This window comes from Streptomyces sp. NPDC002619 (genome assembly GCF_042889305.1).
In the GTDB taxonomy this organism is placed as follows: domain Bacteria; phylum Actinomycetota; class Actinomycetes; order Streptomycetales; family Streptomycetaceae; genus Streptomyces.
Window position 1 is genome coordinate 40,155 of record NZ_JBIAQV010000038.1, and the last position, 22,304, is coordinate 62,458.

A 22,304-nucleotide genomic window follows, 5' to 3' on the forward strand; every position below is an offset into this window, starting at 1 on the left:
CGTCTCCCCGAACGTCAACGATCCTGAAAGGAAGCCCCTGCCATGCCCGTTGACCCCGCTACAACCGCAACCACACTCACCCGCACGCCCACAGCCCTGGACGACTACCTCTTCGACCTGCGCGGCTACCTGACCCTGGAACAGGCCCTGGAACCGGACTTGGTCGACGCCTTGTGCGCCACACTGGACGCCATCCCGCCTCTGCAGCCTCTGGGTTGGTGGGGAAACGTCCACAGAGCAGACGCACACCCGGACCAGCAGGGTGTCGAGTTGCAAAACGTGGTCGAGGCCGGAGAGCCGTTCGAGCGCCTCATCGACCACCCGTCGTGGCTGTCGTACGTGCACCGGTACTGCGGAGAACAAGACACGTACGTGGATGGGCTGTTCATCGACGAGTGCTTCGCCTCGATCCGCCACTCGGGCGGCTTCTTCCCCGTCCACTCCGGCGCCTACCGCAAGGTCCGTCTTCTCTGGGGGGCCGAGCTGCCGCGGTAGTACGGAGTTCGCATTGGTGCAGCTCAGCGCCATTGAGGGGCAGTCAAGTCATTGCGACAGGTGTGGTGCTGTCGCCTGAAGGGGCGATAGGTCAGCCTCCCCATGGACGGCTATTCGCAGTTGGCCGTGGTGGCCTGCTGATTCAAGCGTGTGCGCCGTGGGTGCTCGGGTCGCCAGGGTGGAGTGGTGGCGCGGCTACCGTGGGTGCACGGCGTAGGTCAGGTGCGTCACCCGCGACGACGGCTCCGAACGGACCGGCTCCAGCGCGACCCTGGACGCGTCCACGCCGTCGAACAGGCGGGTGCCGGCGCCGAAAAGCACCGGTGACAGCGTGATCGAGAACTCGTCGACCAGGCCGGCGTTCAGGTGCTCCAGGATCGTCGCGCCGCCGCCGGCGATGCGGACGTCGCGGTCGCCGGCGGCCTCGCGGGCCTGGTCGAGGGCGTGCTCGATGCCGTCGTTGACGAAGTGGAACGTGGTGCCGCCGGGCCGCTCCCACGGGTCACGCTTAGTGTGCGTCACGACGAAGACCGGGGTGTGGAAGGGCGCCTCCTTTGGCCATGCCTGCTCGCCGAGGTCGAACATGCGCTTGCCCATGACGCTCGCGCCGGTGCGCTCGAACGTCTCCCGCGCGACGTCGTTGTCGCGGCCCTCCTCGCCGCCCTCGCCCAGCTTCAGGTTCTCCCGCACGAACCGCAGCGGGAACAGCCACTGCTGCAGCTCCGTCCACTGCGCCATCCAGCGCTGAACGTCCGGGTCGTCCTGCTTATCGGGCGCGAAGAAGTCGTCAACGGGCACAGACTCGGGCGCGATGAAGCCGTCCAGCGACATCGTCACGCTGAAGAACACCTTCCCGGCCATCAGCCCTCCGCCCCCTTCCGCGCGAGGTCGGTGACGTAGGCCGCCAGGCTGCTCAGGGTCTGCTGGCCGCCCTCGATCGCGTGGTACTTCTCGACCGCCTCGTCGCGCAGTTCCTTGGTGGGGAACACCGTGCGCATCACGATCCGGGTCGCCGCGCCGTCCGGCGCGAAGGTCAGCACCGACTCGAAGGCGTTCGGGTCGTCGCGGGACTCACCGTGCAGCAGCGCGATCCGCTCCGGCGGGGCGATCCGCAGCCAGCGGATCCACTCGGAGTAGTCGGTCCCGTCCGGCCCGTGCAGCACGAAGTCCCACTCCCCGCCCTCGCGGAACTCGAAGGACCGCGTGGTGGTGGTGAACCCCTCCGGACCCCACCACCGCGACAGGTGCCGGACCTCGGTGAACGCCTCGAACACCAGCTCCCGCGGGGCGTCGATGACCCGGGAGATCACGATCTCCCGGTCGGCCGTCGCCGGCTCCGCCCGCGTTTCTTGCCTTGCCCCTGCCATCGGTCATTCCTCCTGCCGTGTCTGCTTGAGGTCCTGCACGTAGGTGTCCAGCCGGTCGAAACTCTCGTTCCAGAACCGCTCGAATCCGCCGACCCATTCGTGGACCGGCCGCAGCCCGCGGGCGTCCAGGCCGTAGAGGCGCTGCTTGCCCGCCCCGCGGACCCGCACCAGCCCCACCTCCCGGAGCACCCGCAGGTGCTTGGACGCCCGCGGCTGGCTCATCCCCAGCTCCTGGGCCAGGTCGGTCACCGGCCGCTCACCCGCCCGCAGCAGCGCCAGGATGTCCCGGCGCTGCGGCTCGGCGATCGCGTTGAACGCGTCCGACGTCGTCGCTGCTCGTGCCATGACAGCCATCATATTCCCATATCGGAATACGTCAAGCCGGTTGGAAATCGGGCGAGTCTTGTCGGATGACGATTGACGATGGTCCTCTCGGAGCCGCAGCGGCACTGCGTAACCCCGCGCCGACTGTGGGCGCTCACGTAATTCCCCCGGGGTCGGCTCATGTATTGGGACCAGCCGAGGGCTGTGCGGGCTGGGCCTGCCGGGCGGTCGATCGGTATATGGGTCGCGTGTTGTTGCGCGTGTCGGGATACTGCGTCGGTGACCGGTTCTGCACTGCCTCAACTGCTTCGACCTCGTGCCCTGAGGCCCGGAGATCTCGTCGTTGTCGCATCGCTGTCCGGGCCGCTCCACGCCGCTTACGAGCCCGACCTCGAGCAGGCGGTGGTCGTGCTCGAGCGGATGGGATTCCGCGTGCGTCGGGCACCGCTCCTCGAGGCAGGGCGGCACCGCTGGTGGAGCACGGCTCGGCCGGCGGAAATCGCCGAGGAGTTCAATGGACTACTGCGTGATCCGGAAGTGCGCGCGATCATCGCGCATGACGGCGGCCAGACGGCGCTCGGATACCTCGACCTGATCGACGTCGAGGCGATCACAGCCGACCCCAAGCCGATCCTCGGCTACAGCGACATCTCGCTGCTGCATCTGGTGCTCTATGCGCGCACGGGCCTGGTCGGCTTCCATGCCGACATGGCCACCCCTGGACTCGGCGGACACTGGCAGGCTGCGCCCGCAGCGCGCCAAGCGGTGCTCGAGATGCTCTACTCGAGGCTGCTGACCAGCGACGAGGCGATCGGTGCGCTGCCAGCCACCCCGTCGTGGGAGTGCTGGCGTGCCGGTCGCACCGAAGGCCGGCTGATCGGCGGGGTGATCAACCGCATCGTGCTGGCGCAGGCGACGCCTTTCGCGCTGCCGCTCGAATGGTTCGACGGCGCGGTGCTGTTCTGGGAGGAGATGGGCGGCCAGGCATCGTATGTGTGGAGCTATCTACAGGTGCTGCGGCACTGCGGCATCCTCGATCGGATCTCCGGCATGGTCGTAGGCGTCCCGCACGCGATCGACGGGCTCGGGGCGCCTGACGCGTCCCCGACCCTCCCCGAGATAGTCCTCGACGTCCTCGGCGACCGTGACATCCCGGTCCTGGGAAACGTCGAGTTCGGACATGCCGGCCCGAATCTGCCGATGCCGGTCGGCATCCGCGTCGCCCTCGACGCGCAGCAGCGGACACTGTCGCTGCTCGAACCGGCGGTACGGCCGCACGTGATGACGGGACCGGTCGGCTGAGCAACGCGGATCAGTGAGCCGACGGCCTCGGTAGCAGCGTCACTTCCACCGCCGAGTGCACCGCGCAGGATGAGCGTGAATGCCATGGTCTTCCTGATCCTGGTCGCGGTGTGGTGCTTCGCGGGCCGGTTCTTCGCCACCCGTCCGGTCATCCCCGAGGCGTTCAGCCGCTGGGGCCACATCCTGCTGCCGCTCGTGCTGATCGCCATCGGCCTGTTCATCCTCATCGAGGGCGGAGCCTTCGAGCTGTAGGAGCATCGGCTTCTGCCGGGTTCTGGTTCAGGGCCCGGGTCAGTTCGCGGTTGGCGGCGCGGGCTGCCTCCAGCTCCTCACTCCGTTCTTCCAATTCCCCGCACATGTCAGCAAGTCGCTGCTCCAGCAGCGTGATTCGGCGCTGAAGCCGGTCGATGTCCGCCGGGGCACCCAGTCCGGATTCGGCCCAGACCGTCGTGCCCAGTTCTTCGGACAGCCGTTTCTCCAACTACCGCCAGGTTTGCGACTTTTGATCTCTGAGAACCTCGTTTACGCAGGTCAGCGACTTGATCGTGTGCCCTGTTAAGAGTGCGGGTCGAAGCGGGGTCGAATCGGATTGACGAATATCTGAGTAATCGATGTTTTCGCCGCACAATGGACTGAGTGGGCCTCGCCTTGCTGCGCTGCACCGGCAAACCGCTGTTCCACCGCACCGCCCGCGCGCCCGTACCGCTTCAAAACCCCTTCACCGAGCCTGACCTCGGCTTATGTCCGCGCGGTCTGACACGATCAGTGCTCGTGCCCGTACGGATGATCTATCTCTTCACCACGCGGCTCTTCGCCTGGCTCGCACTGTTGTGCCGATCCTCGGCCACCAAGGACGCCGAGCTACTCATCCTGCGGCACGAGGTCGCCGTCCTGCGCCGCCAATTCGCCACACCCAAGCCAACCTGGCCGGACCGCGCACTGCTCGCCGCCCTCGCCAGACTGCTGCCCCGAGCACTGCGCGGCCGGCGCATCGTCTCACCACGCACCCTCCTCGCCTGGCACCAGCGGCTGGTACAGCAGAAGTGGACCCAGCCGCCCTCGCCAGGACGGCCACCGATACCCGACGAACTTCGCGTCCTCATCATCCGACTCGGCGCCGAGAACGGCCGATGGGGCTTCCGGCGCGTGCACGGCGAACTCCGCCGACTCGGACACAAGGTCAGCCCGGCCACCGTCCGCCGCGTGCTCCGGCAAGCCGGCCACGGCCCCGCGCCCCGCCGACAACCGGCGCGCGGTTAATGGACAGCGTTCCTCAAAGCCCAGGCCAGCGGCCTGCTCGCCACCGACCTCTTCCATGTGGACACCGTCGGCCTCCAGCGGCTGTACGCCCTGTTCGTCATGGAGGTCCGCACCCGCACAGTCCACATCCTCGGCGTCACCGCCCACCCCACCGCCGCCTGGGCCACCCAGCAGGCGCGGCAGTTGCTCTGGCAACTCGGCAACCGCGCAGCCGACTTCACCTACCTCATCCGCGACCGGGATGCGAAGTTCACGGCCGCATTCGACGCCGTCTTCGCAAGCGAGGGCATCGCCGTGGTCAAGATCCCCCCGCGCAGTCCCAACTGCAACCCGCACGCCGAACGCTTCGTGCGATCAGTGCGCGAGGAGTGCACCGACCGACTGTTGATCTACGACCGCGGCCACGCCGAGAAGATTCTCCATGCGTACGCCCGCCACTTCAACGGGCATCGGCCCCACCAAGGCCGAGATCAGTTGGCGCCACTCGACGACCCGAACGTCATCCCCTTCCCCCACCAGCCGGATCGAACGCCGACAAGCCGTCACCGGCCTCATCAACGAGTACCGCCAAGCAGGGTGATCAACCGGCATCGTTGCAGGTCAAAAGCTTGCAGCCATTTTGAAGCGGTATGGGCCTCGAAGGCCACCGGGGCTCCGATCGGAAGATCCTCGATCACCGAGAGCACCTTCTCGACCCCGTTGGGCACGTTCCGATTCACCTGCACCGCACCATCGTGATCAACGACCGCGATCTGCGAGCGCTTGCGGTGCACGTCGATGCCGACGTAGACCGACATTGAGGGCCTCCTTTCCGAGCACGTATGGGACCCGGAACCAGAATCCACCGGGCTGTGCAGGGAAGGGGGCTCGGCCCTCATAGAGTCAGCTCAGCGGGCACCTCTCTGCGTAAGCCTCTGCCACAGCCCATCACCGATCGATGGATCCAGGATGAATGCTTACACAAGATCACGACTTACGGCTGCCGTGACTGATCTTGGAACGGCCGTGGGCTGATCCCCCATCAAGTTCGATAACCCTGGAAACCAGTGCGTGCTGGGAGTGCAGGCGACACTCCCAGCACGCACTGGCTGTCTCGATTCACGTACGCTGTTCGGGCCTGCTGACAAAGTAGGCCACAATACTGCTGGCGTCTTTCCTGGTCCACGCCATATACGTATGCGAGGTTCTCTCAGACGTATACAGCAAGCCAAGAAAATCTTGCTCTGGGCTGTTCTCAATTGACGCAACTGCCCGTTCCAGTCCGGCGGCTAGCCCCAGGTTTGCCCTCTTGGCGTGCTCTACACGCGGCCTCAGGATTCGCAACATATGCGATGATGGTACCGGGCGCAGCGCTAGTGATTCGATCTCGTTCGTCTTGAGGAGCCCAATCCAGTCACGAAGATCATCGTCACTCGTGGCGATATTCTCGAACAGCATAAGAAGCTGTTCTCGCCCTATTCTGTCACTCGGTTGTTTCATCAGGGAATCTCCGGCGGAATGGCGTTGGGCGGGAAGACGTCAGCCCCCTGCGACTTGCCCCTCAATGCCGACTTCGCTCTCCCCGAAGTAATCGGGAGATCCTACACGAGTGTAACCTTCACCGTCTTCGTTCGCTATGCGCAGGACAACTCCATCCAGTGCGCGAGCACTTGCGAGATTAGCGTCCGTGGTCCAGGACGTGAACCTTGTAGGTTCAGCCGGGTATCCAGCGTTGTGTTCCTCGATGGTGAGCTCGCTCTCCGGATCCCTCGGGTTCGCAGCTCCCTTCAGGGCATCTGCGTACCCGTCGTGTGCTGGCCACACACCCCTGTAGAGATACGGCGACTCACTCGATGAAGGGATGTAATATACGGCACTAAGGTGCACACCCGAGCCGCAGGACCCGAGAAGCCAGCACCGCCATCCTCCATCGCTCTTCTCGATCGCCTTTTGCATCCCGCTAAACGCCTGGTTTACCGCAGTGCCGAATCCATTTGCGCAGAGTTCCTTGTGCTGGCCGCAAATGAATTTCCAGGTCTCCAAGTCCTGGTAGGAGTCTTCGAGAGCCTTCGGGTACTGTGAACCGTCCAGGACGGATAGGGGCCGCATGTCTCCGTGGTACTTGTGGTACAGCGACTGAAGCTTCGATGTGTTTGGGTCGGATTCGTTGAAGGAGAAGTTTTTTCCGATTGATACATACGAAACGGTGGTCGGGGTCGTGGTGCCTGCGCTGCCGCTGGTGAATTGGCCGTAGCCGTCGCAGATATCCTTCGGGCAGTGAGGTTTTCTCAGCGATGATCACTTTCAGATTCCGTTGAGAACATGCAGTGCGGGCGATGCCGCCGATGCGGCTGGAGCCGAGCGTGACGTGCGGGGGTGGGTCTTTGTCAGTGGCACACCGACAGGTCATCGCTGCTGGAGCTCGGCGGCAGTCGCTCGCCGAGAGCCCACACGTGCCGCGCAGCGGGCGCGGAGGATCAACCGTGCGTTGGCGGAGCTGTCCCCGCACGTGCATCCGGAGTCGGATTTCGAGAGCCGTTCGAGCTGCTTGTGGCCACCGAATTGGGTGGCAAGTCCGGCAGCGTAGTGCGCCAGTCCACCTCCGTGTATCGTCCGGATTCATGGCTGACCTGGCAGGGCGCTGGCGGGAGTTGAACAAGGCGTACTGGGACGAGCGGGTGCCCATTCATCTGCGCGCGGCTCTCTACGACATGGAGGGGTTCCGCGCCCGGCCCGATTCGCTGAAGGACTTCGAGACAGCCGAGGTGGGGGATGTCAGGGGCAAGCGCCTGATCCATCTGCAATGCCACTTCGGCCGGGACACGCTGTCGTGGGCGGCACGAGGAGCACAAGTCACCGGGCTGGACTTCTCTCCACCCGCGATCAAAGCGGCTTCACGACTCGCGACCGAACTCGGCATCGACGCACGCTTCCTGACCGCGGACGTCTACGACGCGGTCGCGGCGGTCGAGGGGGAGACCTTCGACATTGTCTACGCCAGCTTCGGGGCGCTGAACTGGCTTCCCGACATCAGCCGCTGGGCGTCGGCGGTCGCTGAACTACTCGCTCCCGCCGGGTACCTGTACCTTGCGGAGTTCCATCCCTTCAGCTTCGTCCTCGACGACGAGACCGCAAGCACGGTCACGCACGACTACTTCGATGAAGGTCCGGAAGCCTCGGGAGGCCCTGGCACCTACGCCGACGAGGCGGCAATGACCGAGCACGACGAGACCGTCGAGTGGCGGCACAGTCTGTCGACCGTTGTCTCGGCGATCGCCGGAGCTGGGCTACGGATCCGGTTCCTCCACGAGCACGACCACACCTTCTACCTCCAACGCCAGTCGCTTGAGCGCCACGACGGCGACATCTACCGGCATCCTGAGGGCGCTCCGCGCATCCCCCTCACCTACTCGATCCGCGCCGAGAAGACTTGAACCACTCGATCCAGCGCGGATCGGGTATGCGGGCCCGTGCTCGGACACACGTGAAGCCCTGGTAGGACAGGCCTCTCTCACAAGATCGTCTGCTGAGCCAGAGGCCCCACCTTGGTCACCTATGCTGCCACGCTCGACGTCCCGCGCCACGTCGTGGAGTACCTGTCCCGGCTGCTGGCCGCACACCGACGGGGCATCGGCACCCCGCGCGGCAGCCGCGCGCTCGGCCCGTTCCGCCAGGCCGTGCTGGTCCTGCGCTGGTTCCGCGAGCGGGGCTGCGTACACTGCCTGGCCCGAGACGCCGGCGTCTCCCAGGCCACCGGCTACCGCTACCTCCACGAAAGCATCGACGTCCTCGCCGACCAGGCTCCGGACCTGCACCAGATCCTGGACCGCTGCCGACGCGAGGGCATGACCCACGTGATACTCGACGGCACACTGATCGAGTCCGACCGCCTCGCCGGGGTCCGCGACAACGGCAACGACCTGTGGTTCAGCCAGAAACACAAGGCCTTCGGCGGCAACGTGCAGTTCCTGTCCGCCCCGGACGGCACCCCGCTGTGGGTCTCCGACGTCGAGCCCGGCTCCACCCCCGACATCACCGCCGCACGCATCCACGCACTGCCCGCGCTGTACAGGGCAGCCGCCGACGGCCTGCCCACCCTCGCCGACAAGGGCTACATCGGCGCGGGGATCGGCATCCTCGTCCCGGTCCGGCGCCCGAAAGGCCGGTCCGAGCAGACCCTGCACGCGGACACGCGCACCACCAACAACCTGATCAGAGGCATCCGCGCCCTCGGCGAACGCGCCGCAGCCGAACTCAAACAACGGTGGCGAACCCTGCAACACGTCACCCTCAGCCCCAGCCGGATCGGCGACATCGCCCGAGCCGCCCTCGTCCTCAACGGCGTCTGGAAATGATCAACGCTGAGAAAACGTCAGTGGCTCAGTCTGTCACGGGCGGAACCGATGACGTGTTCGCGCCTGGTCATATCGGTGAGTTAACGCAGGTCATCCCGCCCGAGTTGGTGGATGCGGTACTGGACGAGAGCGGGGCTTGCGAGCGACGACTTCGGAGCCTCCCTTCTCGCGTCGGGGTGTACTTCGTGCTCGCGCTCGGGCTGTTCGAGCATCTGGGCGCCGGACTGGTGTGAACTCGCATCTCCAACCGGATACACGGCCTGCTCACCCAGTTCCACCTCGGCCTGGAACGCGTCCTCCGCCGAGATCGTCGGCCGTACCCCGGCGGCATGCCGCCAGCCGGCCTCGTCGGCCCGCCGCCGCAATCGCGCGGCGCAGGCTCCCGCGACCCCGACAGCCCAGCAGGCCGGCATCGTCAGGGACTTCAAGGCGGCGTGGGAAGCCAAGGACATCGATGCCCTCATCGGCCTGCTCGACCCCGGCGCCACGGCGATCGCCGACAGCGGCGGCCTTGCCGGCGCCCGCCTCCGACCGATCCGGGGCGGCGAACAGGTCGCGCGCCTGCGTCGATATCGCCCGCGTGGCATCTGGCCTGACAATCCTGGAAAGCACGGTCAACGGCCGGCCCGGCCTGGTCGCCCAGGAAGACGGCGTCACGGTGACGGTGTGCGCATTCCACATCGCAGGCGACCGGATCAAGCACATCTGGGCGGTACACAACCCGAGAAACTCCGTCCCAGGACGACGGGCCGACGCGCCTCTCCGTACCATCGGGTCCGCTGCCGGCTGCCGATGCCGTCCCGTTGCCGAGCCGGCCGGTCATCACGTTCTTGAGCAGGTCGGCTCGTACCACGGTCGTTGCCACCGGTCAATCGAGGTGACTCTCGTCGATCGATGTCAACCGATCGGCCGCATCACGGTCCGCCTGGCCGATCCGGTCCAACAGGCGGTGCAGGAGGGCGTGGAGAGTCTCGAACTCCTCGGGACTGGTCAGTTCGGCCCACCGCTCTTCGATGCGGTCCCCGGCGCCGGCCGCCACCGGCTGCACCGCCCTTCCCCGTTCGGTTAGCACCACCAGCCGGGACCGGCCGTCCCGAGGATTCGGGCGGCGTTCCAGATAACCGGCCTTCTCCAGCTGGTCGACCGACTGCGCCATGGTCTGTTTGCGCACGCCCGCGCGGATCGCGAGGTCACGGACCTGGATTCCCTCCGGTGGGACGAACGGGAACACCTTCGCGTCCCCCGACCGGATGTCGCCGAAGCCTGCCTCGTCAAGGGCCGCCTCGATACCGACGGCGTATTCGCGGTGGAGCAGGCGCAGCAAGAGGGCGAACCGCAGTCGATCGCCGGACGACTCCCGAGTCATATTGACAGCCACCTGTCTAGTTCCCATGATGGTCAGGTACCTGTCTAGTATGTCATCCGCAGAGAGGTTCACCATGCCCACCGCAGATGTCCTGCACTCCACGATCTTCTACCGGGAGGCCGGCACCGGGACGGTGCCGATGATTTTCCTGCACGGCAATCCCACATCGTCGTATCTGTGGCGGCACATTGTGCCGACCGTCGCCGAGTCCGGCCGGTGCCTGGCGCCCGACCTGATCGGCATGGGCGACTCGGGCAAGCCCGACATCGCCTACACCTTCGACGATCACGCCCGCTACCTCGACGCCTGGTTCGACGCCCTCGACCTCGACCAGGTCGTGCTGATCGGCCACGACTGGGGAGGAGCCCTCGCCTTCGACTGGGCAGCCCGGCATCCCGGACGGGTACGGGGCATCGCGTTCACGGAGACGATCGTGAAACCGATGTCCTGGGAGGAGTTTCCCGCCGGCGCCCGCCCGCTGTTCCAGTCGATGCGGACGTCCGGCACGGGTGAGGCCATGGTGCTGGATCAGAACACCTTCGTCGAGAAGGCGTTGCCGAACACCGTGGCCCGCGGGCTGAGTGCGGAGGACCTCGACGTCTATCGCCGGCCGTACCCGACCAGGCAGAGCCGTGTGCCGTTGCTCCAATGGCCGCGGGCGATGCCGTTGGACGGGGAACCCGCCGATGTCGTCGCCAGAATCAGCGCCTACGACGAGTGGTTGGCGGCCAGCACCGACGTGCCCAAACTCCTCCTCACCTTCGAATCCGGCCCGGGCACGATGATGGGCCCGGAGATCATCGACTGGTGCGCTGCCCACGTGTCGAGTCTGGAGACGGTGTCACACGGGCTCGCCGGCCATCACACCCCCGAGGACCAGCCCGAGGCCATCACCGCGTCTCTCGTCACATGGCTGGCCAAGCACCGCCTGCTGTCCGACGGCGAGGGATGAGATGCGAGCGATCCGGCAATTCGCGTTCGGCGGCCCGGAGGTACTCCGTCTGGAAGAGGTGCCCGACCCCCACCCTGGCTGTGGAGAGGTACGTATCCGGGTCGAGTCGGCAGGCGTACACCTGCTGGACACCGTGATCCGTCAAGGGGGAGGCGGGCCGCGGGCGGCCTCCCGCCTGCCGATGACCCCGGGCCGTGAGGTCGCCGGAGTCATCGACGAGGTCGGCTCCGACGTCGAAACGAACCTCATCGGTCAACGTGTAGTCGCCGATCTCGGTCCGACCGGCGGCGGGTACGCGGAACTCGCGCCGGCACAGGTGGCGTCCATCCATGTCATCCCCGACGATGTCGACGCCGACTCCGCTGTGGCGATGGTCGGCACCGGCCGGACGGCGATGGCGATTCTCGAACTCGCCGCGCCGACCGCCGACGACGTGGTCCTGATCACCGCCGCCGCTGGGGGCATTGGGACCCTCCTGGTCCAGGCGGCGCATGCCGTCGGCGCCACAGTCGTCGGTGTTGCGGGTGGGCCCAACAAGGTCGCGCTCGTCGACAGGACCGGCGCCGACCACGCCGTTGACTACAGCCGATCGGACTGGCCCGACGCGGTGCGCGAGGCGTTGGCGGACAGGCCGGTGACGTTGGCCCTCGACGGGGTCGGCGGCGCGATCGGCCGGGGCGCGCTGGAGCTGCTCGGTGTGGCCGGACGCCTGGTGATGTTCGGTTCGTCATCGGGGTCCCTGACCGAACTGTCGGCCGGTGACCTGTTCGGCCGAGGCATCAGTGCCGGCTCCGCCGTCGGCGCTCGGATCCTCCAACGCCCAGGTGGCATACGGACGTTGGAACTCAGCGCCTTGGAAGCGGTGAGCAGTAGGCGGCTCATCCCGTTGATAGGCCGGCGGTTCGCCCTGGCGGACGCCGCCGCCGCCCATGTCGCCCTGCAATCCCGCGCAACCACGGGAAAGACGGTCCTACGACCGTGACCTCACCACACCCTCGTCAGAGAGGAACGACGTGCTCCACCGCATTGCGCGCGCGACCACCGCAGCCGGCCTGATGGTCAGTCTGCTGACCAGCTTCTCGGCCAGGGCCATCGCGTCGGAACCCCCCGCGCACTGCCGGGACATCGCGATACCCGTGTCGATCGCCCAGGGTCAGCCGGCCCGGTACCGGGTCTGGGGGCAGCTCTGCACTCCCGAGCACCGGCCGGCCGCCACGGTACAGGTGCTGGTATCAGGTCTGAACTACAGCCACCTGTACTGGGACTTCCCGTTCCGGTCCAGTCAGTACTCCTACGTCCGCCAGGCGAACCGGGCGGGCTACGGGACGTTCAACCTCGACCGCATCGGCATCGGGCGTAGCTCCCACCCGGCGAGCGCCGAAGTGACCCTGGAGTCCAACGCGTACACGATCCACCAGGTGGTCGCCGCACTTCGCGGCGGCGCGATCGCCGGGCGCGCCTTTGGCACGGTGATGCTTGTCGGCCACTCGTACGGCTCGGAGATCGCCAAGCTGGAGGCCTCGGCCTACCGGGATGTGGACGCCCTGGTTCTGACCGGCAATGCGCACACCGTCTCGGTCAGCGCCCAGCAGAACCTGGCACAACTCGGCCAGCCGGTCGGCCAGGTGCCGCGACTGGCCGCAGAGGTACCACCCGGTGACAACGGTTACGCAACGGTCCAGGATGCGCAACGTCCCGAGTTCATGTACAACGTGGCCGACGCAGACCCGCGGGTCATCGCGCTCGACATCGCGACGAAAGAGACCAACACCCTCGGTGAGCTCTCCACCATCGGCGACGCCGACGCGCCGGGCGTGACCGCGCTGCTCAGACTGCCGATCCTGATCGCAGACGGAGCCGACGACAAGCTCGCCTGCGCACCCGACGCCACCGACTGCTCCTCGGCGGCAACCCTCGCCGCGGCCGAGCAACCCTTCTACCCCCATTCCCCCGTGGACGCGGTCGTCATCCCCCGTGCCGGCCACGCGATCAACCTGCACCGCAACGCCGAAATGGCCTACTGCACCATCATCAACTGGGCCAACCGCGCCCTCGGTACTCCACCCCCATCCAAGTAGGAACAAGCAGTTACCGCAAAGTCCACGCCGACCGAACACGGCGCCTCGGCACTGGAGCTCACCCCAGGCAGGCGGCTGGAGAGTCGGACTCTCGCACACCGGAGTTCCTCACCGGTGGAGATGGCACCGCTCTCTTCCCCCGAAGAGCGGGTCAAAAAGTCCTGCCGGCGTGCACCGAACAGCTGGAGTGCGGGCGGCTCGATGAGCGTACGGCCAGGCCCGTCCGGCCAGGCGGACCTCGGTTCCGTCGTGGGCCTGCCCCCTCTACCGGGTCCTCCACGCCCTCCGGAACCTGCTGCGGCGCTGGACCGGCACCCACACCACCTGCGGCAGACCCGTCACCACAAGCAGAGCCGGAACCTGACGAAGCGCCACTGCCAGAGCCTGGCCGCCGGATCATGCCGGCGCTCGGGGCCGAGCTGAGTCCGGTGAGGGTGCCTCCACGAACTCGACGGTGATCACAAGGTCGCCGCGATGCGCTCGATGCCTTTGGGGCGGCCGTCGAGGCCACCTGTGCCGTCCCGGAGTGACCATGACATCGTCATCCGGCCCCATCATGGCGGCGGCCCGAACTGGACCCGATTTGCGAAGATCAGTGATGGTCTGAAACGGCCCCACCACGCGTCCCCACGATGTCGGCGGACCCTGCTGAAGCCGTCCCTTCACAACCGGACCGCCTCAAGCCGTCCGGGTGGGGTCGCTCATGGCCACCGCGGCCAGCAGGCCCGGTAGCGGCGGTCGTGTTTGCCCCTCGTTGGGCTGGAGGCAGGTTCCGGGGGTGGTGAGGTGGTGCGTAAAGGTGCGGCGGTAGGCGCGGGGGGCGACGCCGCGGTGCAGGGTGAACTGTTCGCGGAAGACGGTCGCGGTGCTGTATCCGATCCGGTGGGCGATCTCCTCGATCGGTAGGTCGGTCGTTTCGAGGAGTTGTTCGGCGAGGTCGAGGCGCTGGGCCAGCAGCCAGGCGTGCGGGCTTGCGCCGGTGGCGGCCTTGAAGTGGCGGGCGAAGCTGCGGCGGCTCATCAGGGCCTGGGCGGCCAGTTCCTCGACGGGAATTCGGCGGTGCAGATTTTCCCGGGCCCAGGCGATGGCATCGGCGAGTCGCTGGTCGTCGCCGTTGTCGGGTATGGGCGCACTGATGTACTGGGCCTGGCCTCCGCTGCGATGGGGTGGGGTGATGAGGTCTCTGGCGATCCGGTTCGCGAGTGCGGCGCCGTGCTCCCGCCGGAGCAGGTGCAGGCACAGGTCGAGACCGGCCGTGGCGCCCGCTCCGGTGGCCACGCCTCCATGGTCGATGTAGAGCGCGTCCGCTCGTACCGTCACTGACGGGTGCCGGGCCGCGAGTTCGTCGGCGTACTGCCAGTGTGTCGTCGCCTCGAGACCGTCCAGCAGCCCGGCCGCGGCCAGCAGGAACACTCCGGTGCAGTGGCCGGCGACGACACTGCCCTCAGCCCTCGCGCTGCGCAGAGCATCCAGGACCTCCTCGGCAGGTTGGGCGCGGAATCCGTCGCCGGGCAGCACCAGTACCAGGTCGGCGCCCGCGAGCGCCTCTGGGCCGTGGTCCACTCGCAGGGTGAGGCCGAGGTCGGTACGGAGGTCGCCAGGCCGCTCGGCGCAGATCACCGTCTGGAACGCCGGCCTGTCCGGATACCGGCTGAACACCCCGTTCACGATGCCCAGCCCGAGCGCGGTGACCCCGCTTGGCGCGTACGCCGCGATCCGACGAAAACCCATGGCGCACATCGTGGCACGAAACCCGTGATTGCGGGCCAGACGGCCACTGTTGCCTTCTCCGGGTCCACTCCAGACTCGACGCGGTGGCAAGGAGCGACATGAGAGGGCGCATCATGGGAGAGCAGCAGGACCTGCAGCGAGGTGACAAGGTCATCCTGGTCACGGGGGCGACCGGAAGGCAGGGCGGGGCGGTGACGGCGCGGCTCCTCGCGAACGGCTGGACCGTACGGGCGCTCACGCGGTCCTCGTCCTCTCGGTCGGCCGCAGCCCTGGCCGAAGCGGGCGTACAGCTCGCCGTCGGGCACCCGGGGGACCGCGCGTCCCTCAAGGCCGCCGTTGATGGTGTCCACGGAGTGTTCAGCGTCCAGCCCGGGACGCTGGGCGCCGTACCGGTGCGATACGACACCGAGATCGCCTGGGGTCGGGACATCGCCGACGTCGCCCTGGCGGCGGGAGCCGCCCATCTGGTCTTCGCCTCGGTGGCCGGCGCCGAGCGCAGCGAGGGCGTCCGGGCGTTCGAACCCAAGCTGCGGATCGAGGAGCACATCCGCCGTATCGGCGCACCGGCGACGATCCTGCGGCCGGTGTCGTTCATGGAGAACTACGCCGACCCTGCGTTCGGTCTTGGCTCCGGCACGCTGGCCACCCCGCTCGCGGCCGACGTCCCCGAGCAGCTCGTGGCCCTACAGGACATCGGCGCCTTCGCCGCCATGGCTTTCGACGACCCCGACACCTATCTCGGCCTCGCCCTCGACATCGTCGGCGACGCGCTGACTCCCGTCCAGATCGCACAGGCGCTGAGCAGGGCCATCGGTCGCCACATCCCTTACGTCCCTGTGCCGATCAACGCCCTAGGATCCCAGCACGCCGAGTTCGCCGAGGCCGTCGACTTCCTCAACCGCAACGGCGGGTACGGTGCCGAGCTCGCCCCCGCCCGCGAACTCCACCGCGGCCTGCTGACCTTCGACCAGTGGCTGACGCTCCACGGGACAGCAATGATCACCGCCCTGATGCCCTAGCCGGAAAGGTCCGCTCCAGTTCAGAACGCCTCACCGGCCAGCCAGATCTTGGCAGCCGCCACCCTCCGCGGGATCCGCAATCCACGGCCGAGCTTGCGGCTCACCCAGGTCGCCACCGTCAAAGCACGACGAGGGCGTGGTGGTCGCTGAACCGGCCGGTGAGGGCCTCGGTCAGGACCGGTATCTTGCCGTGCATCGGGCCGAGCGCCGGTGCGGACAGCACCCGTGGGTCGCGCTCGCCGGCGATCAGGGCCTCCAGCATTGCCCGGGCAGACGCGCCGAGCATGTCCGAGACCACCACGGACAGCGTGATCCCCGCGTCCTCCGGGAACTTTTCCAGCCGCTGGGCCTCGCGCGTGCGCTCCTGGACCGCATCGGTGCGGTAGCGGGTCCGGTCACGCAGTTGCCGGATCGGTTCGGGCGGCACGAAGCTGGGCCGGACCAGGCCGTGTTCGACCGGCTCGCACGGTCACTCGACGTCCTTGACATCGGTCGTGCGGCCGGGGACGGCCTTGAGGTGGCGAGCGTTGGGCAGCCAGCACTCGACGTCGTGCTCCAGGACGTAGAAGATCGCTTTCCAGTCGTCGCCGGTGGCCTCCATGCCCACCACGGTGATGCCCTCGGACAGCAGCCAGTCCCGCATCACCAGCAGGTCGCGGGTCATCGTGGTGAACGTCCGGGTCTCTTTGCGCCGGCGACGACCTCGGCCCGGCACCCGGATGCAGACCTTCGCATCCGCCTTGCTGACGTCGACGGCGGCGCACCGCTCGTGAACGATCTCCATGCCTCATCCCCCTCCACGTGCGGAACTCCCGCTGACGGCAGGAACGTCCAGCGGGAGACAAGCAGGCTGAAGAGCCTGATACACGTGCGCAAGGCAACAGTTCCGAGTGTCTGCCGAAGGGGATCCCAGCGTCCTATTAACCCGCGGGCTCGGAACACGCCAAGTCCAGACGACGTCAGCCGGACGCCCCAGCAGATTTTCACCCCGTCGGGGTGTGCCCGTCAGGGCTTCGGATTACTGGCCCGGCAAGCCGGGTGCCTCAGCCGAGACTGTCAGAGAGGGAAGCGTCAGCGCGTACGGCAAGGCGGATTCGCCACAAAGGACAAGGCCGAGGTCGAGGCAGCCGAGGGCTACCGCGATCTCATCGGGCGTTTTCAGTACGGGCCGTTTTCCCCAGCGCCCAGCTCGGGCTGCGGCAGCAGACCAGCGGTCCAGACGCTGCACTGCACCCGGTGGCCGACAGCCGCACACCGCACCGACCCCACCACCGGTGGCCAGAGCAGCGTAGGCGCAGGTACCCAGGCAACCCTTTCCGATTACCTGCGTCCCATCAGCGTCCCAACTTCGGCGTCCACCCGCCCGTACAACCCGTCTGCGGCGGCTCGCCAGCAGTGGGCTTATACGTCTGTGCAGGTCAGTGCGTTCCCAACGCCCCTCCATGGCAACAGCGTTGACCTCACGAGCAGCGGATTCAGTCCGTTGGGCCAAAGTCCTGAATCCGCACCCCTGTTGGGGCGTTTCCGCAGGTCACAGGCCTACACTGGTGGGGCGGGTGGGACTCGAACCCGCGACCGACGGATTATGAGTCCTTTCGGCCCTTCGATCACCGTTCCTGATCTGCCCCCCCGTTTTCACTTCGCCGCAGGTCACAGGGGGTACGCCGTCTTCCCCATGGGTGATCGTTAACCGTCCTTCTCCGTCCTTCCGTTCCCAGCACGTTCCCACCGAGCCCCTCCCGGGGTGCCGGCGGCAGGGGGCCGGGCGGTTCCTGCACGTCAGTCTGGCGTCCGATGAGGGGGCATCGGAGTGCCGTTCCGACGCAAAGAGGCCCTACCCCTGGCGGGGTAGGGCCTCTTTGCCGTCTACGCGGGTCCTGTTCGGGCCGCTGGGTCACAGGCTAGCCATTCGGGCTCAGGTGCGGGACCAGTCCGTACAAGGCGCTCGGGCGGATCTCCGGCTGGCCGACGTAGCCGCAGGCGTGCGGGCACGGCACCCACTTCCAGGGCTGAGCGTGGGGGCGCGGATCGACTCGCAGGCGCGGTCGGGGTCGTCGGCGGTGCAGCGGCGCTGGATGCGGCCCCGTAGTCCGCAGCCGGTGCACAGGCCGAAGGCGTCGCGGTACGGGCCGCAGCGTTCGGCCTCGATGGCGGCGATCTCACTCGGCAGGACGGGGTGCGGGTAGGGGCGTCCGCTGCCAGCCACGGGGCCGCCGGTGGTGGGGTCGAACTCGTAGGCGCGCTCGCCGGGGCGGACGGGCAGGGACCACCAGGGCTGTCCAGGCGAAGTCAGTGATCGGCCTCGGAACCGTCGAGGAGGTCGCCGAGGCCGCCGCCAGCCTGGTCAGCCCCTCCACATGGAAGGCATCCATCCGCCATGCCAATGCCCTGAAGACGGTGGGCCACGGCGTGGGTCCTGCGTTGCCTCGTACAGGCTGCCGTGCGACAAGCCGCTCATTTTCAATGATTCCAGCTCCGGCAGCGAGGACGCCCGCTGTCGTCCTCGCTGCTTGCCACAAGGCGATGTCCCGGACGCAGCGACGCCCCGCCGGGTCTCTCTCGGCGGGGCGTCGCTGCGTCCGGCACTTGTTCAGCCGATGGCGAGTTTGCCGTCCCAGCCGCTGCTGACGACGGTGGTGTAGGTACCGACGGCGGAGCGGCCGCCGCTGTACATCCGTACGGAGCCGTCGTTCATGACGGCCCACATGTCGGGGATGCCGTCGTGGTTGGCGTCGGGTGTGCCGAGCAGGAGGCGGACGCTGGCGGTGGTCCAGCCGGAGGCGGCGTAGGTGGTGTCGCTGCCGTTGAGCGAGTTGCCGGAGGTGGCGAGGGAGTCGATGGCAGTTCCGCCACTGCTCTTGAGTTTGCCGTAACGCAGGGACAGCTGTCCGGTGGACAGGGTGCGGAAGACGAGGTCGACAGCGCCATCGCCGTTGTGGTCGCCGACGGAGACCAGGTTGCGATCGGGCCAGACGGTGCCGCCGTTTTGCAGGACGGCGCTGGTGAAGGCGCCTCCGGTGTAGCCGAGGAAGGCCCAGTAGTGGCTGCCTTCGGTGGCGAGCATGTCGGGGCGGCCGTCGCCGTCGATGTCGCCGGCGGCCAGGATCTGGTCGAGGGTGGCGGGGGCGGGTGCGCCCTGGGGGAGTAGGACCTCGGTGCGTTGGGTGACGTCGAAGCTGCCGTAGCCGTCGCCGGGGTAGAGGTAGAGCTTGCCGTCGGGCATGCGGGCCACCATGTCCTGGAGGCCGTCGCCGGGCAGGAAGTCGCCGTTGTGGGTGAGCAGGGCGCCGGTCCAGTAGCCGTCGGGGTAGGCGTCGTTGGTCTCGATGAGGCCGTCCTGGTCGTAGGCGGCGGGGTTGTAGGCGTAGATGTCGCCCACGCTGCTTGCGGGGTAGACCCGCAGGTCCTTGAACTGGTCGACGACGATGACGTCGGGCCAAGCGTCGCCGGTGAGGTCGCCAGAGGCATCGGCGGCGTCGCGGGGGGTGACGTAGAAGAGGTACTTGGTTCCCGCGGATCTGTTGCCGGCCGAGTCGACGGCGCGCACGTAGAACACGTTGGGGCCGGCGTGGTGCGGCTTGAGGGACACGGTGACGCTGCCACCGGATGTGGACGGACTGCTGCTGCCGCCGTAGCTGGTGGAGTCGAAGGAGAACTCGTACTTGACGGTGTCGGCGGATCCGTCGGCGCTGAGGGTGAAGTTGCCTGCCGTGCCGTATGTGACGGGGCTCCAGAGGGCGCCGGTGCCGTCGTCCTCGGGGAAGTTGGTGGAGGTGACCTTGGGGGAGTTGGGCTTGGCGGCGTCGAAGACGAATCCGCAGTTGTCGCTGCCGGGCGGGGCGTAGGTGGAGGCGGCGCCGGTGGAGTCGATGGCGCGCACGCGCCACCAATACGTTTTGCCGTTGGTGAACTTGCTGGCTGTGGCGGTGACGCTGGCGTGACCGTTTGCATCGACGGTTTGGTTGCCGTCGAGGATCTTGCTGCTGCTGCCGTCCTGCCAGAGTTCGAAGTCGAGGTATTTCAGGTCGCCGTCGGGATCGGAGGCGGTGGCGGCGAAGGTCAGGTCGGACTTGCCGACCGAGGACTCCCCGCTGGTGTCGCAGTCCGGGCCGGGGGTCATGGTCAGGTGGGTGGGCTCTTTGGGTTTGCGGTTGTAAGTGATCTTCAAGTACGGGGAGTTGCTGCTGCTGGCCTCGAACTTCTTCCACGGGTAGGCGGAACTCTCGTCGGCTGCGCGCAGGCCCAGGGTGGCGTAGCCCCAGCCGTTGTCGGCGGCGTCCTGGGCGAGGGAGGTGGCGGTGAACTTGACCCAGTTGTCGGGGCAGCTGCTGCTGTAGCCGTGGGCGACGTTCTGGGAGTCGATCTGGTCGATCCAGGAGGGCTGGTTGTTCCAGGTGGTGGAGGAGCTGATGCTGCTGGTGTGCCACAGCTGGACGCCGCGGGTGGAGCAGGACCAGGAGTAGGTCTCCAGGCCGTAGAAGTATGCGGAGGAGACGTTGGCGCCTTTGAGCGCGCTGGAGAGGGAGAGCTGGAAGAAGGAGCGGGACAGGCCGGCGGTGGTGGACTCGTAGCCGACGCGGGCGGTGTCGGTGCCGTCGTTGAAGTTGGTGCCGTTCCAGAAACTGGAGCTGGGATGGGGCTGGTAGGCCGTCGTCCAGTTGTTGGTGTGGCCGCTGAAGGAGGGGTCGATGAAGACCGGGTAGACGGTGGAGCCGGCCGTCAGCAGTTTGGTGTCGGGCTTGATCGTGAGGGTGCCGCTGTCGGTGAGGGTGACGTTGGCGAGCGCGTCGTGGGTTCCGGGCTGGGGACCGGCCAGGCCGTCGAGGGCGAGCACGGATGCGCTGTCGCCGCCCGTCGAGGTGAAGGCCGCCGGCCGTACCAGAGGTGCTGTGCTGCCGCTCCTGTAGGCGGCCGGGCTGGCGTCGTCCTGCGGTGCGGCGGTGTCGTTGTTCCAGTCGGGCTGGCCGGGGGCGTCGCCGGTGTCCTCGGGTTCTTCCGAGGGGTTCACGTCGGGGCCGGCCTCGGGGGCGGGGGCCTCGGTGGGCCGCAGCGGTTGGGGGTCGTCGCCTTGGGTGACGGCGGGTTTGCCGGCGGAGTCCCACATGTAGGGGGTGGGGGAGACAGCGACCTCGTTGCCGTCTGCGTCCTTGGCGTGGACGACGTGGGTGACGGGGTCGAGGGTGAAGGTCAGGTCGGGTGAGGCGAGGCCGTAGGAGAGGGCAGCGAGTTCGGGGTCGGCGGCGGCTTCGGCGTTCTTGACGATCAGGACGTGGGAGAAGCCGGAGTCGCGGGCGGTCAGCAGCAGGTCGACGCCGGGTAGGACGTCCTGGTAGAGAGCGCGGTCGCCGTCGATGACCGGGGCGGGCAGGGTGCCCGGCCAGGTCAGGGTGAGCTGGTGGCCGCCGGTGGTGAGGGTGACCAGATTCGTTGAGGTCGCGTCCTGGGCCGTGGTGAGGGCAGCCGGCCGGATGGCGGTCCGGTTCTCGGAGCGGGTGACCCGCTCGCCGCGGCTGCCGGCGGAGAAGACGACGGGGATGTTGACAGCGCCCGGGGCCCAGTCGCCGTCCTTGGTGCGGTGCAGGTCGGTGTCGATCGCCCGCCACACCCCGTCGACCTTGGCGCGGAACGGCACGGCGCGGGTCTCGAGTTCGAAACTGCCATCGGGGCGCGCGTAGGTGGTGCTGCTCGCGTCCCGCAGCGCGGTGACCTCCACCGGTCGGCCCGAGGCACGGGCCTTGTGGACGGCGGTGGTCTCGTCCAGCAGTTTCGCAGCGTCGGCCGGCTTGTCACCAGCCCGGGGGGCGTCGGCGTGGTCCAGGACTGGCAGCTGCGTCAGGCCGAGCCCGGCGGCCACGGCGGCGGCCACCAGCACGGCGGCCCGCCGTCTGCGCCGGGGTAGGCGGAGCCATTGTCTGTCCACGAAAACGTCTTCCCCTCCACGGAAAACCGGCCCCGAACCGGGAGCCATCGGCTGGTCACCGACGCCCGGAATACAGAGAATGTGCCGCCTCTCATTGGGCCGGAATTAACCTTCAGTTCACCCGCACATCCCATCCGGTGCTGCTGAATTCTCCTT

21 protein-coding genes are annotated in these 22,304 nt (G+C 67.6%); 12 read left to right on the plus strand and 9 right to left on the minus strand.

Features of this window, described 5'->3' with window-relative positions:
- Positions 1-42 precede the first annotated feature (42 nt).
- A complete protein-coding gene (locus ACFYXB_RS36200; protein ID WP_389589273.1) occupies positions 43-495 on the plus strand; it encodes a hypothetical protein in 453 nt (150 codons plus the stop codon).
- Positions 496-690: 195 nt separating this feature from the next.
- Here the strand turns inward: ACFYXB_RS36200 and ACFYXB_RS36205 are convergent, their stop codons facing one another.
- The 3 genes from ACFYXB_RS36205 to ACFYXB_RS36215 are packed head-to-tail and all read right to left on the minus strand — an operon-like array spanning position 691 to position 2,207.
- The gene (locus ACFYXB_RS36205) at positions 691-1,356 is read right to left on the minus strand and encodes a dihydrofolate reductase family protein (RefSeq protein ID WP_389589274.1); all 666 of its coding nucleotides are present in this window, start codon (positions 1,354-1,356) and stop codon (positions 691-693) included.
- Positions 1,356-1,862 (minus strand): SRPBCC family protein, encoded by a 507-nt coding sequence (locus tag ACFYXB_RS36210; protein ID WP_351307769.1) that lies wholly within the window; start codon positions 1,860-1,862, stop codon positions 1,356-1,358. The genes ACFYXB_RS36205 and ACFYXB_RS36210 overlap by 1 nt, the downstream gene beginning before the upstream one ends.
- Positions 1,863-1,865: 3 nt before the next feature.
- Entirely contained in the window at positions 1,866-2,207 is a 342-nt protein-coding gene (locus ACFYXB_RS36215) for a metalloregulator ArsR/SmtB family transcription factor (protein ID WP_351307766.1), read from the minus strand.
- 258 nt (positions 2,208-2,465) lie between these two features.
- On the opposite strand from ACFYXB_RS36215, the gene ACFYXB_RS36220 reads away from it, so the two are divergent.
- From ACFYXB_RS36220 to ACFYXB_RS36250, 7 genes are all read left to right on the plus strand, one after another.
- Complete coding sequence (locus ACFYXB_RS36220) at positions 2,466-3,488, plus strand: LD-carboxypeptidase (protein ID WP_389589275.1); 1,023 nt, start codon at positions 2,466-2,468, stop codon at positions 3,486-3,488.
- Between the two features lie 69 nt (positions 3,489-3,557).
- Positions 3,558-3,740 carry a cadmium resistance transporter gene (locus ACFYXB_RS36225; RefSeq protein WP_389589276.1) on the plus strand — a complete coding sequence of 61 codons (183 nt, stop codon included), beginning with the start codon at positions 3,558-3,560 and terminating at the stop codon, positions 3,738-3,740.
- Between the two features lie 384 nt (positions 3,741-4,124).
- Positions 4,125-4,748 (plus strand): IS3 family transposase, encoded by a 624-nt coding sequence (locus ACFYXB_RS36230; protein ID WP_389589277.1) that lies wholly within the window; start codon positions 4,125-4,127, stop codon positions 4,746-4,748.
- Positions 4,749-4,847: 99 nt separating this feature from the next.
- Positions 4,848-5,486: an integrase core domain-containing protein gene (locus ACFYXB_RS36235; RefSeq protein ID WP_389589278.1), complete on the plus strand. Its 639-nt coding sequence runs from the start codon at positions 4,848-4,850 to the stop codon at positions 5,484-5,486.
- Between the two features lie 1,862 nt (positions 5,487-7,348).
- Entirely contained in the window at positions 7,349-8,161 is an 813-nt protein-coding gene (locus tag ACFYXB_RS36240) for a class I SAM-dependent methyltransferase (RefSeq protein WP_389589279.1), read from the plus strand.
- 111 nt (positions 8,162-8,272) lie between these two features.
- Positions 8,273-9,082 carry a transposase family protein gene (locus ACFYXB_RS36245; protein WP_389589280.1) on the plus strand — a complete coding sequence of 270 codons (810 nt, stop codon included), beginning with the start codon at positions 8,273-8,275 and terminating at the stop codon, positions 9,080-9,082.
- On the plus strand, positions 9,079-9,315 hold the full coding sequence (locus ACFYXB_RS36250; protein WP_389589281.1) for a transposase domain-containing protein: 237 nt from the start codon (positions 9,079-9,081) through the stop codon (positions 9,313-9,315). Before ACFYXB_RS36245 ends, ACFYXB_RS36250 begins: the two co-directional genes overlap by 4 nt.
- A 635-nt stretch (positions 9,316-9,950) precedes the next feature.
- Here the strand turns inward: ACFYXB_RS36250 and ACFYXB_RS36255 are convergent.
- Entirely contained in the window at positions 9,951-10,523 is a 573-nt protein-coding gene (locus tag ACFYXB_RS36255; protein WP_389589296.1) for a MarR family winged helix-turn-helix transcriptional regulator, read from the minus strand.
- On the opposite strand from ACFYXB_RS36255, the gene ACFYXB_RS36260 reads away from it, so the two are divergent.
- The 3 genes from ACFYXB_RS36260 to ACFYXB_RS36270 are packed head-to-tail and all read left to right on the plus strand — an operon-like array spanning position 10,522 to position 13,478.
- Entirely contained in the window at positions 10,522-11,400 is an 879-nt protein-coding gene (locus ACFYXB_RS36260; protein ID WP_389589282.1) for a haloalkane dehalogenase, read from the plus strand. The genes ACFYXB_RS36255 and ACFYXB_RS36260 overlap by 2 nt on opposite strands.
- Position 11,401: 1 nt before the next feature.
- On the plus strand, positions 11,402-12,382 hold the full coding sequence (locus ACFYXB_RS36265) for a zinc-binding dehydrogenase (protein ID WP_389589283.1): 981 nt from the start codon (positions 11,402-11,404) through the stop codon (positions 12,380-12,382).
- A 31-nt stretch (positions 12,383-12,413) separates the two neighbouring features.
- Positions 12,414-13,478, plus strand: a complete 1,065-nt coding sequence (locus ACFYXB_RS36270) for an alpha/beta fold hydrolase (RefSeq protein WP_389589284.1) — start codon at positions 12,414-12,416, stop codon at positions 13,476-13,478.
- Positions 13,479-14,156: 678 nt separating this feature from the next.
- Here ACFYXB_RS36270 and ACFYXB_RS36275 read toward each other — a convergent pair.
- Positions 14,157-15,209, minus strand: a complete 1,053-nt coding sequence (locus ACFYXB_RS36275; RefSeq protein WP_389589285.1) for a GlxA family transcriptional regulator — start codon at positions 15,207-15,209, stop codon at positions 14,157-14,159.
- 98 nt (positions 15,210-15,307) lie between these two features.
- On the opposite strand from ACFYXB_RS36275, the gene ACFYXB_RS36280 reads away from it, so the two are divergent.
- On the plus strand, positions 15,308-16,228 hold the full coding sequence (locus ACFYXB_RS36280) for an NmrA family NAD(P)-binding protein (RefSeq protein WP_389589286.1): 921 nt from the start codon (positions 15,308-15,310) through the stop codon (positions 16,226-16,228).
- Between the two features lie 118 nt (positions 16,229-16,346).
- Here ACFYXB_RS36280 and ACFYXB_RS36285 read toward each other — a convergent pair whose 3' ends face one another.
- The 4 genes from ACFYXB_RS36285 to ACFYXB_RS36300 all read right to left on the minus strand — a co-directional run bounded on the left by ACFYXB_RS36285 (position 16,347) and on the right by ACFYXB_RS36300 (position 22,148).
- The gene (locus ACFYXB_RS36285) at positions 16,347-16,655 is read right to left on the minus strand and encodes a hypothetical protein (protein ID WP_389589287.1); all 309 of its coding nucleotides are present in this window, start codon (positions 16,653-16,655) and stop codon (positions 16,347-16,349) included.
- 42 nt (positions 16,656-16,697) lie between these two features.
- Positions 16,698-17,012: a hypothetical protein gene (locus tag ACFYXB_RS36290; RefSeq protein ID WP_389589288.1), complete on the minus strand. Its 315-nt coding sequence runs from the start codon at positions 17,010-17,012 to the stop codon at positions 16,698-16,700.
- 1,131 nt (positions 17,013-18,143) lie between these two features.
- Positions 18,144-18,434: a hypothetical protein gene (locus tag ACFYXB_RS36295; RefSeq protein ID WP_389589289.1), complete on the minus strand. Its 291-nt coding sequence runs from the start codon at positions 18,432-18,434 to the stop codon at positions 18,144-18,146.
- A 384-nt stretch (positions 18,435-18,818) separates the two neighbouring features.
- Positions 18,819-22,148: a DNRLRE domain-containing protein gene (locus tag ACFYXB_RS36300; RefSeq protein ID WP_389589290.1), complete on the minus strand. Its 3,330-nt coding sequence runs from the start codon at positions 22,146-22,148 to the stop codon at positions 18,819-18,821.
- Positions 22,149-22,304: the final 156 nt, after the last annotated feature.

Bases quoted from the DNA above. Each gene is read 5' to 3' on its own strand.
- ACFYXB_RS36255 (WP_389589296.1), bottom strand. From the start codon at position 10,523: ATGGTGAACCTCTCTGCGGATGACATACTAGACAGGTACCTGACCATC.
- ACFYXB_RS36240 (WP_389589279.1), top strand. From the start codon at position 7,349: ATGGCTGACCTGGCAGGGCGCTGGCGGGAGTTGAACAAGGCGTACTGG.
- ACFYXB_RS36225 (WP_389589276.1), top strand. From the start codon at position 3,558: ATGAGCGTGAATGCCATGGTCTTCCTGATCCTGGTCGCGGTGTGGTGC.
- ACFYXB_RS36210 (WP_351307769.1), bottom strand. From the start codon at position 1,862: ATGGCAGGGGCAAGGCAAGAAACGCGGGCGGAGCCGGCGACGGCCGAC.
- ACFYXB_RS36290 (WP_389589288.1), bottom strand. From the start codon at position 17,012: ATGGAGATCGTTCACGAGCGGTGCGCCGCCGTCGACGTCAGCAAGGCG.
- ACFYXB_RS36265 (WP_389589283.1), top strand. From the start codon at position 11,402: ATGCGAGCGATCCGGCAATTCGCGTTCGGCGGCCCGGAGGTACTCCGT.
- ACFYXB_RS36215 (WP_351307766.1), bottom strand. From the start codon at position 2,207: ATGGCACGAGCAGCGACGACGTCGGACGCGTTCAACGCGATCGCCGAG.
- ACFYXB_RS36250 (WP_389589281.1), top strand. From the start codon at position 9,079: ATGATCAACGCTGAGAAAACGTCAGTGGCTCAGTCTGTCACGGGCGGA.
- ACFYXB_RS36260 (WP_389589282.1), top strand. From the start codon at position 10,522: ATGCCCACCGCAGATGTCCTGCACTCCACGATCTTCTACCGGGAGGCC.
- ACFYXB_RS36235 (WP_389589278.1), top strand. From the start codon at position 4,848: ATGGAGGTCCGCACCCGCACAGTCCACATCCTCGGCGTCACCGCCCAC.
- ACFYXB_RS36200 (WP_389589273.1), top strand. From the start codon at position 43: ATGCCCGTTGACCCCGCTACAACCGCAACCACACTCACCCGCACGCCC.
- ACFYXB_RS36275 (WP_389589285.1), bottom strand. From the start codon at position 15,209: ATGGGTTTTCGTCGGATCGCGGCGTACGCGCCAAGCGGGGTCACCGCG.
- ACFYXB_RS36205 (WP_389589274.1), bottom strand. From the start codon at position 1,356: ATGGCCGGGAAGGTGTTCTTCAGCGTGACGATGTCGCTGGACGGCTTC.
- ACFYXB_RS36280 (WP_389589286.1), top strand. From the start codon at position 15,308: ATGAGAGGGCGCATCATGGGAGAGCAGCAGGACCTGCAGCGAGGTGAC.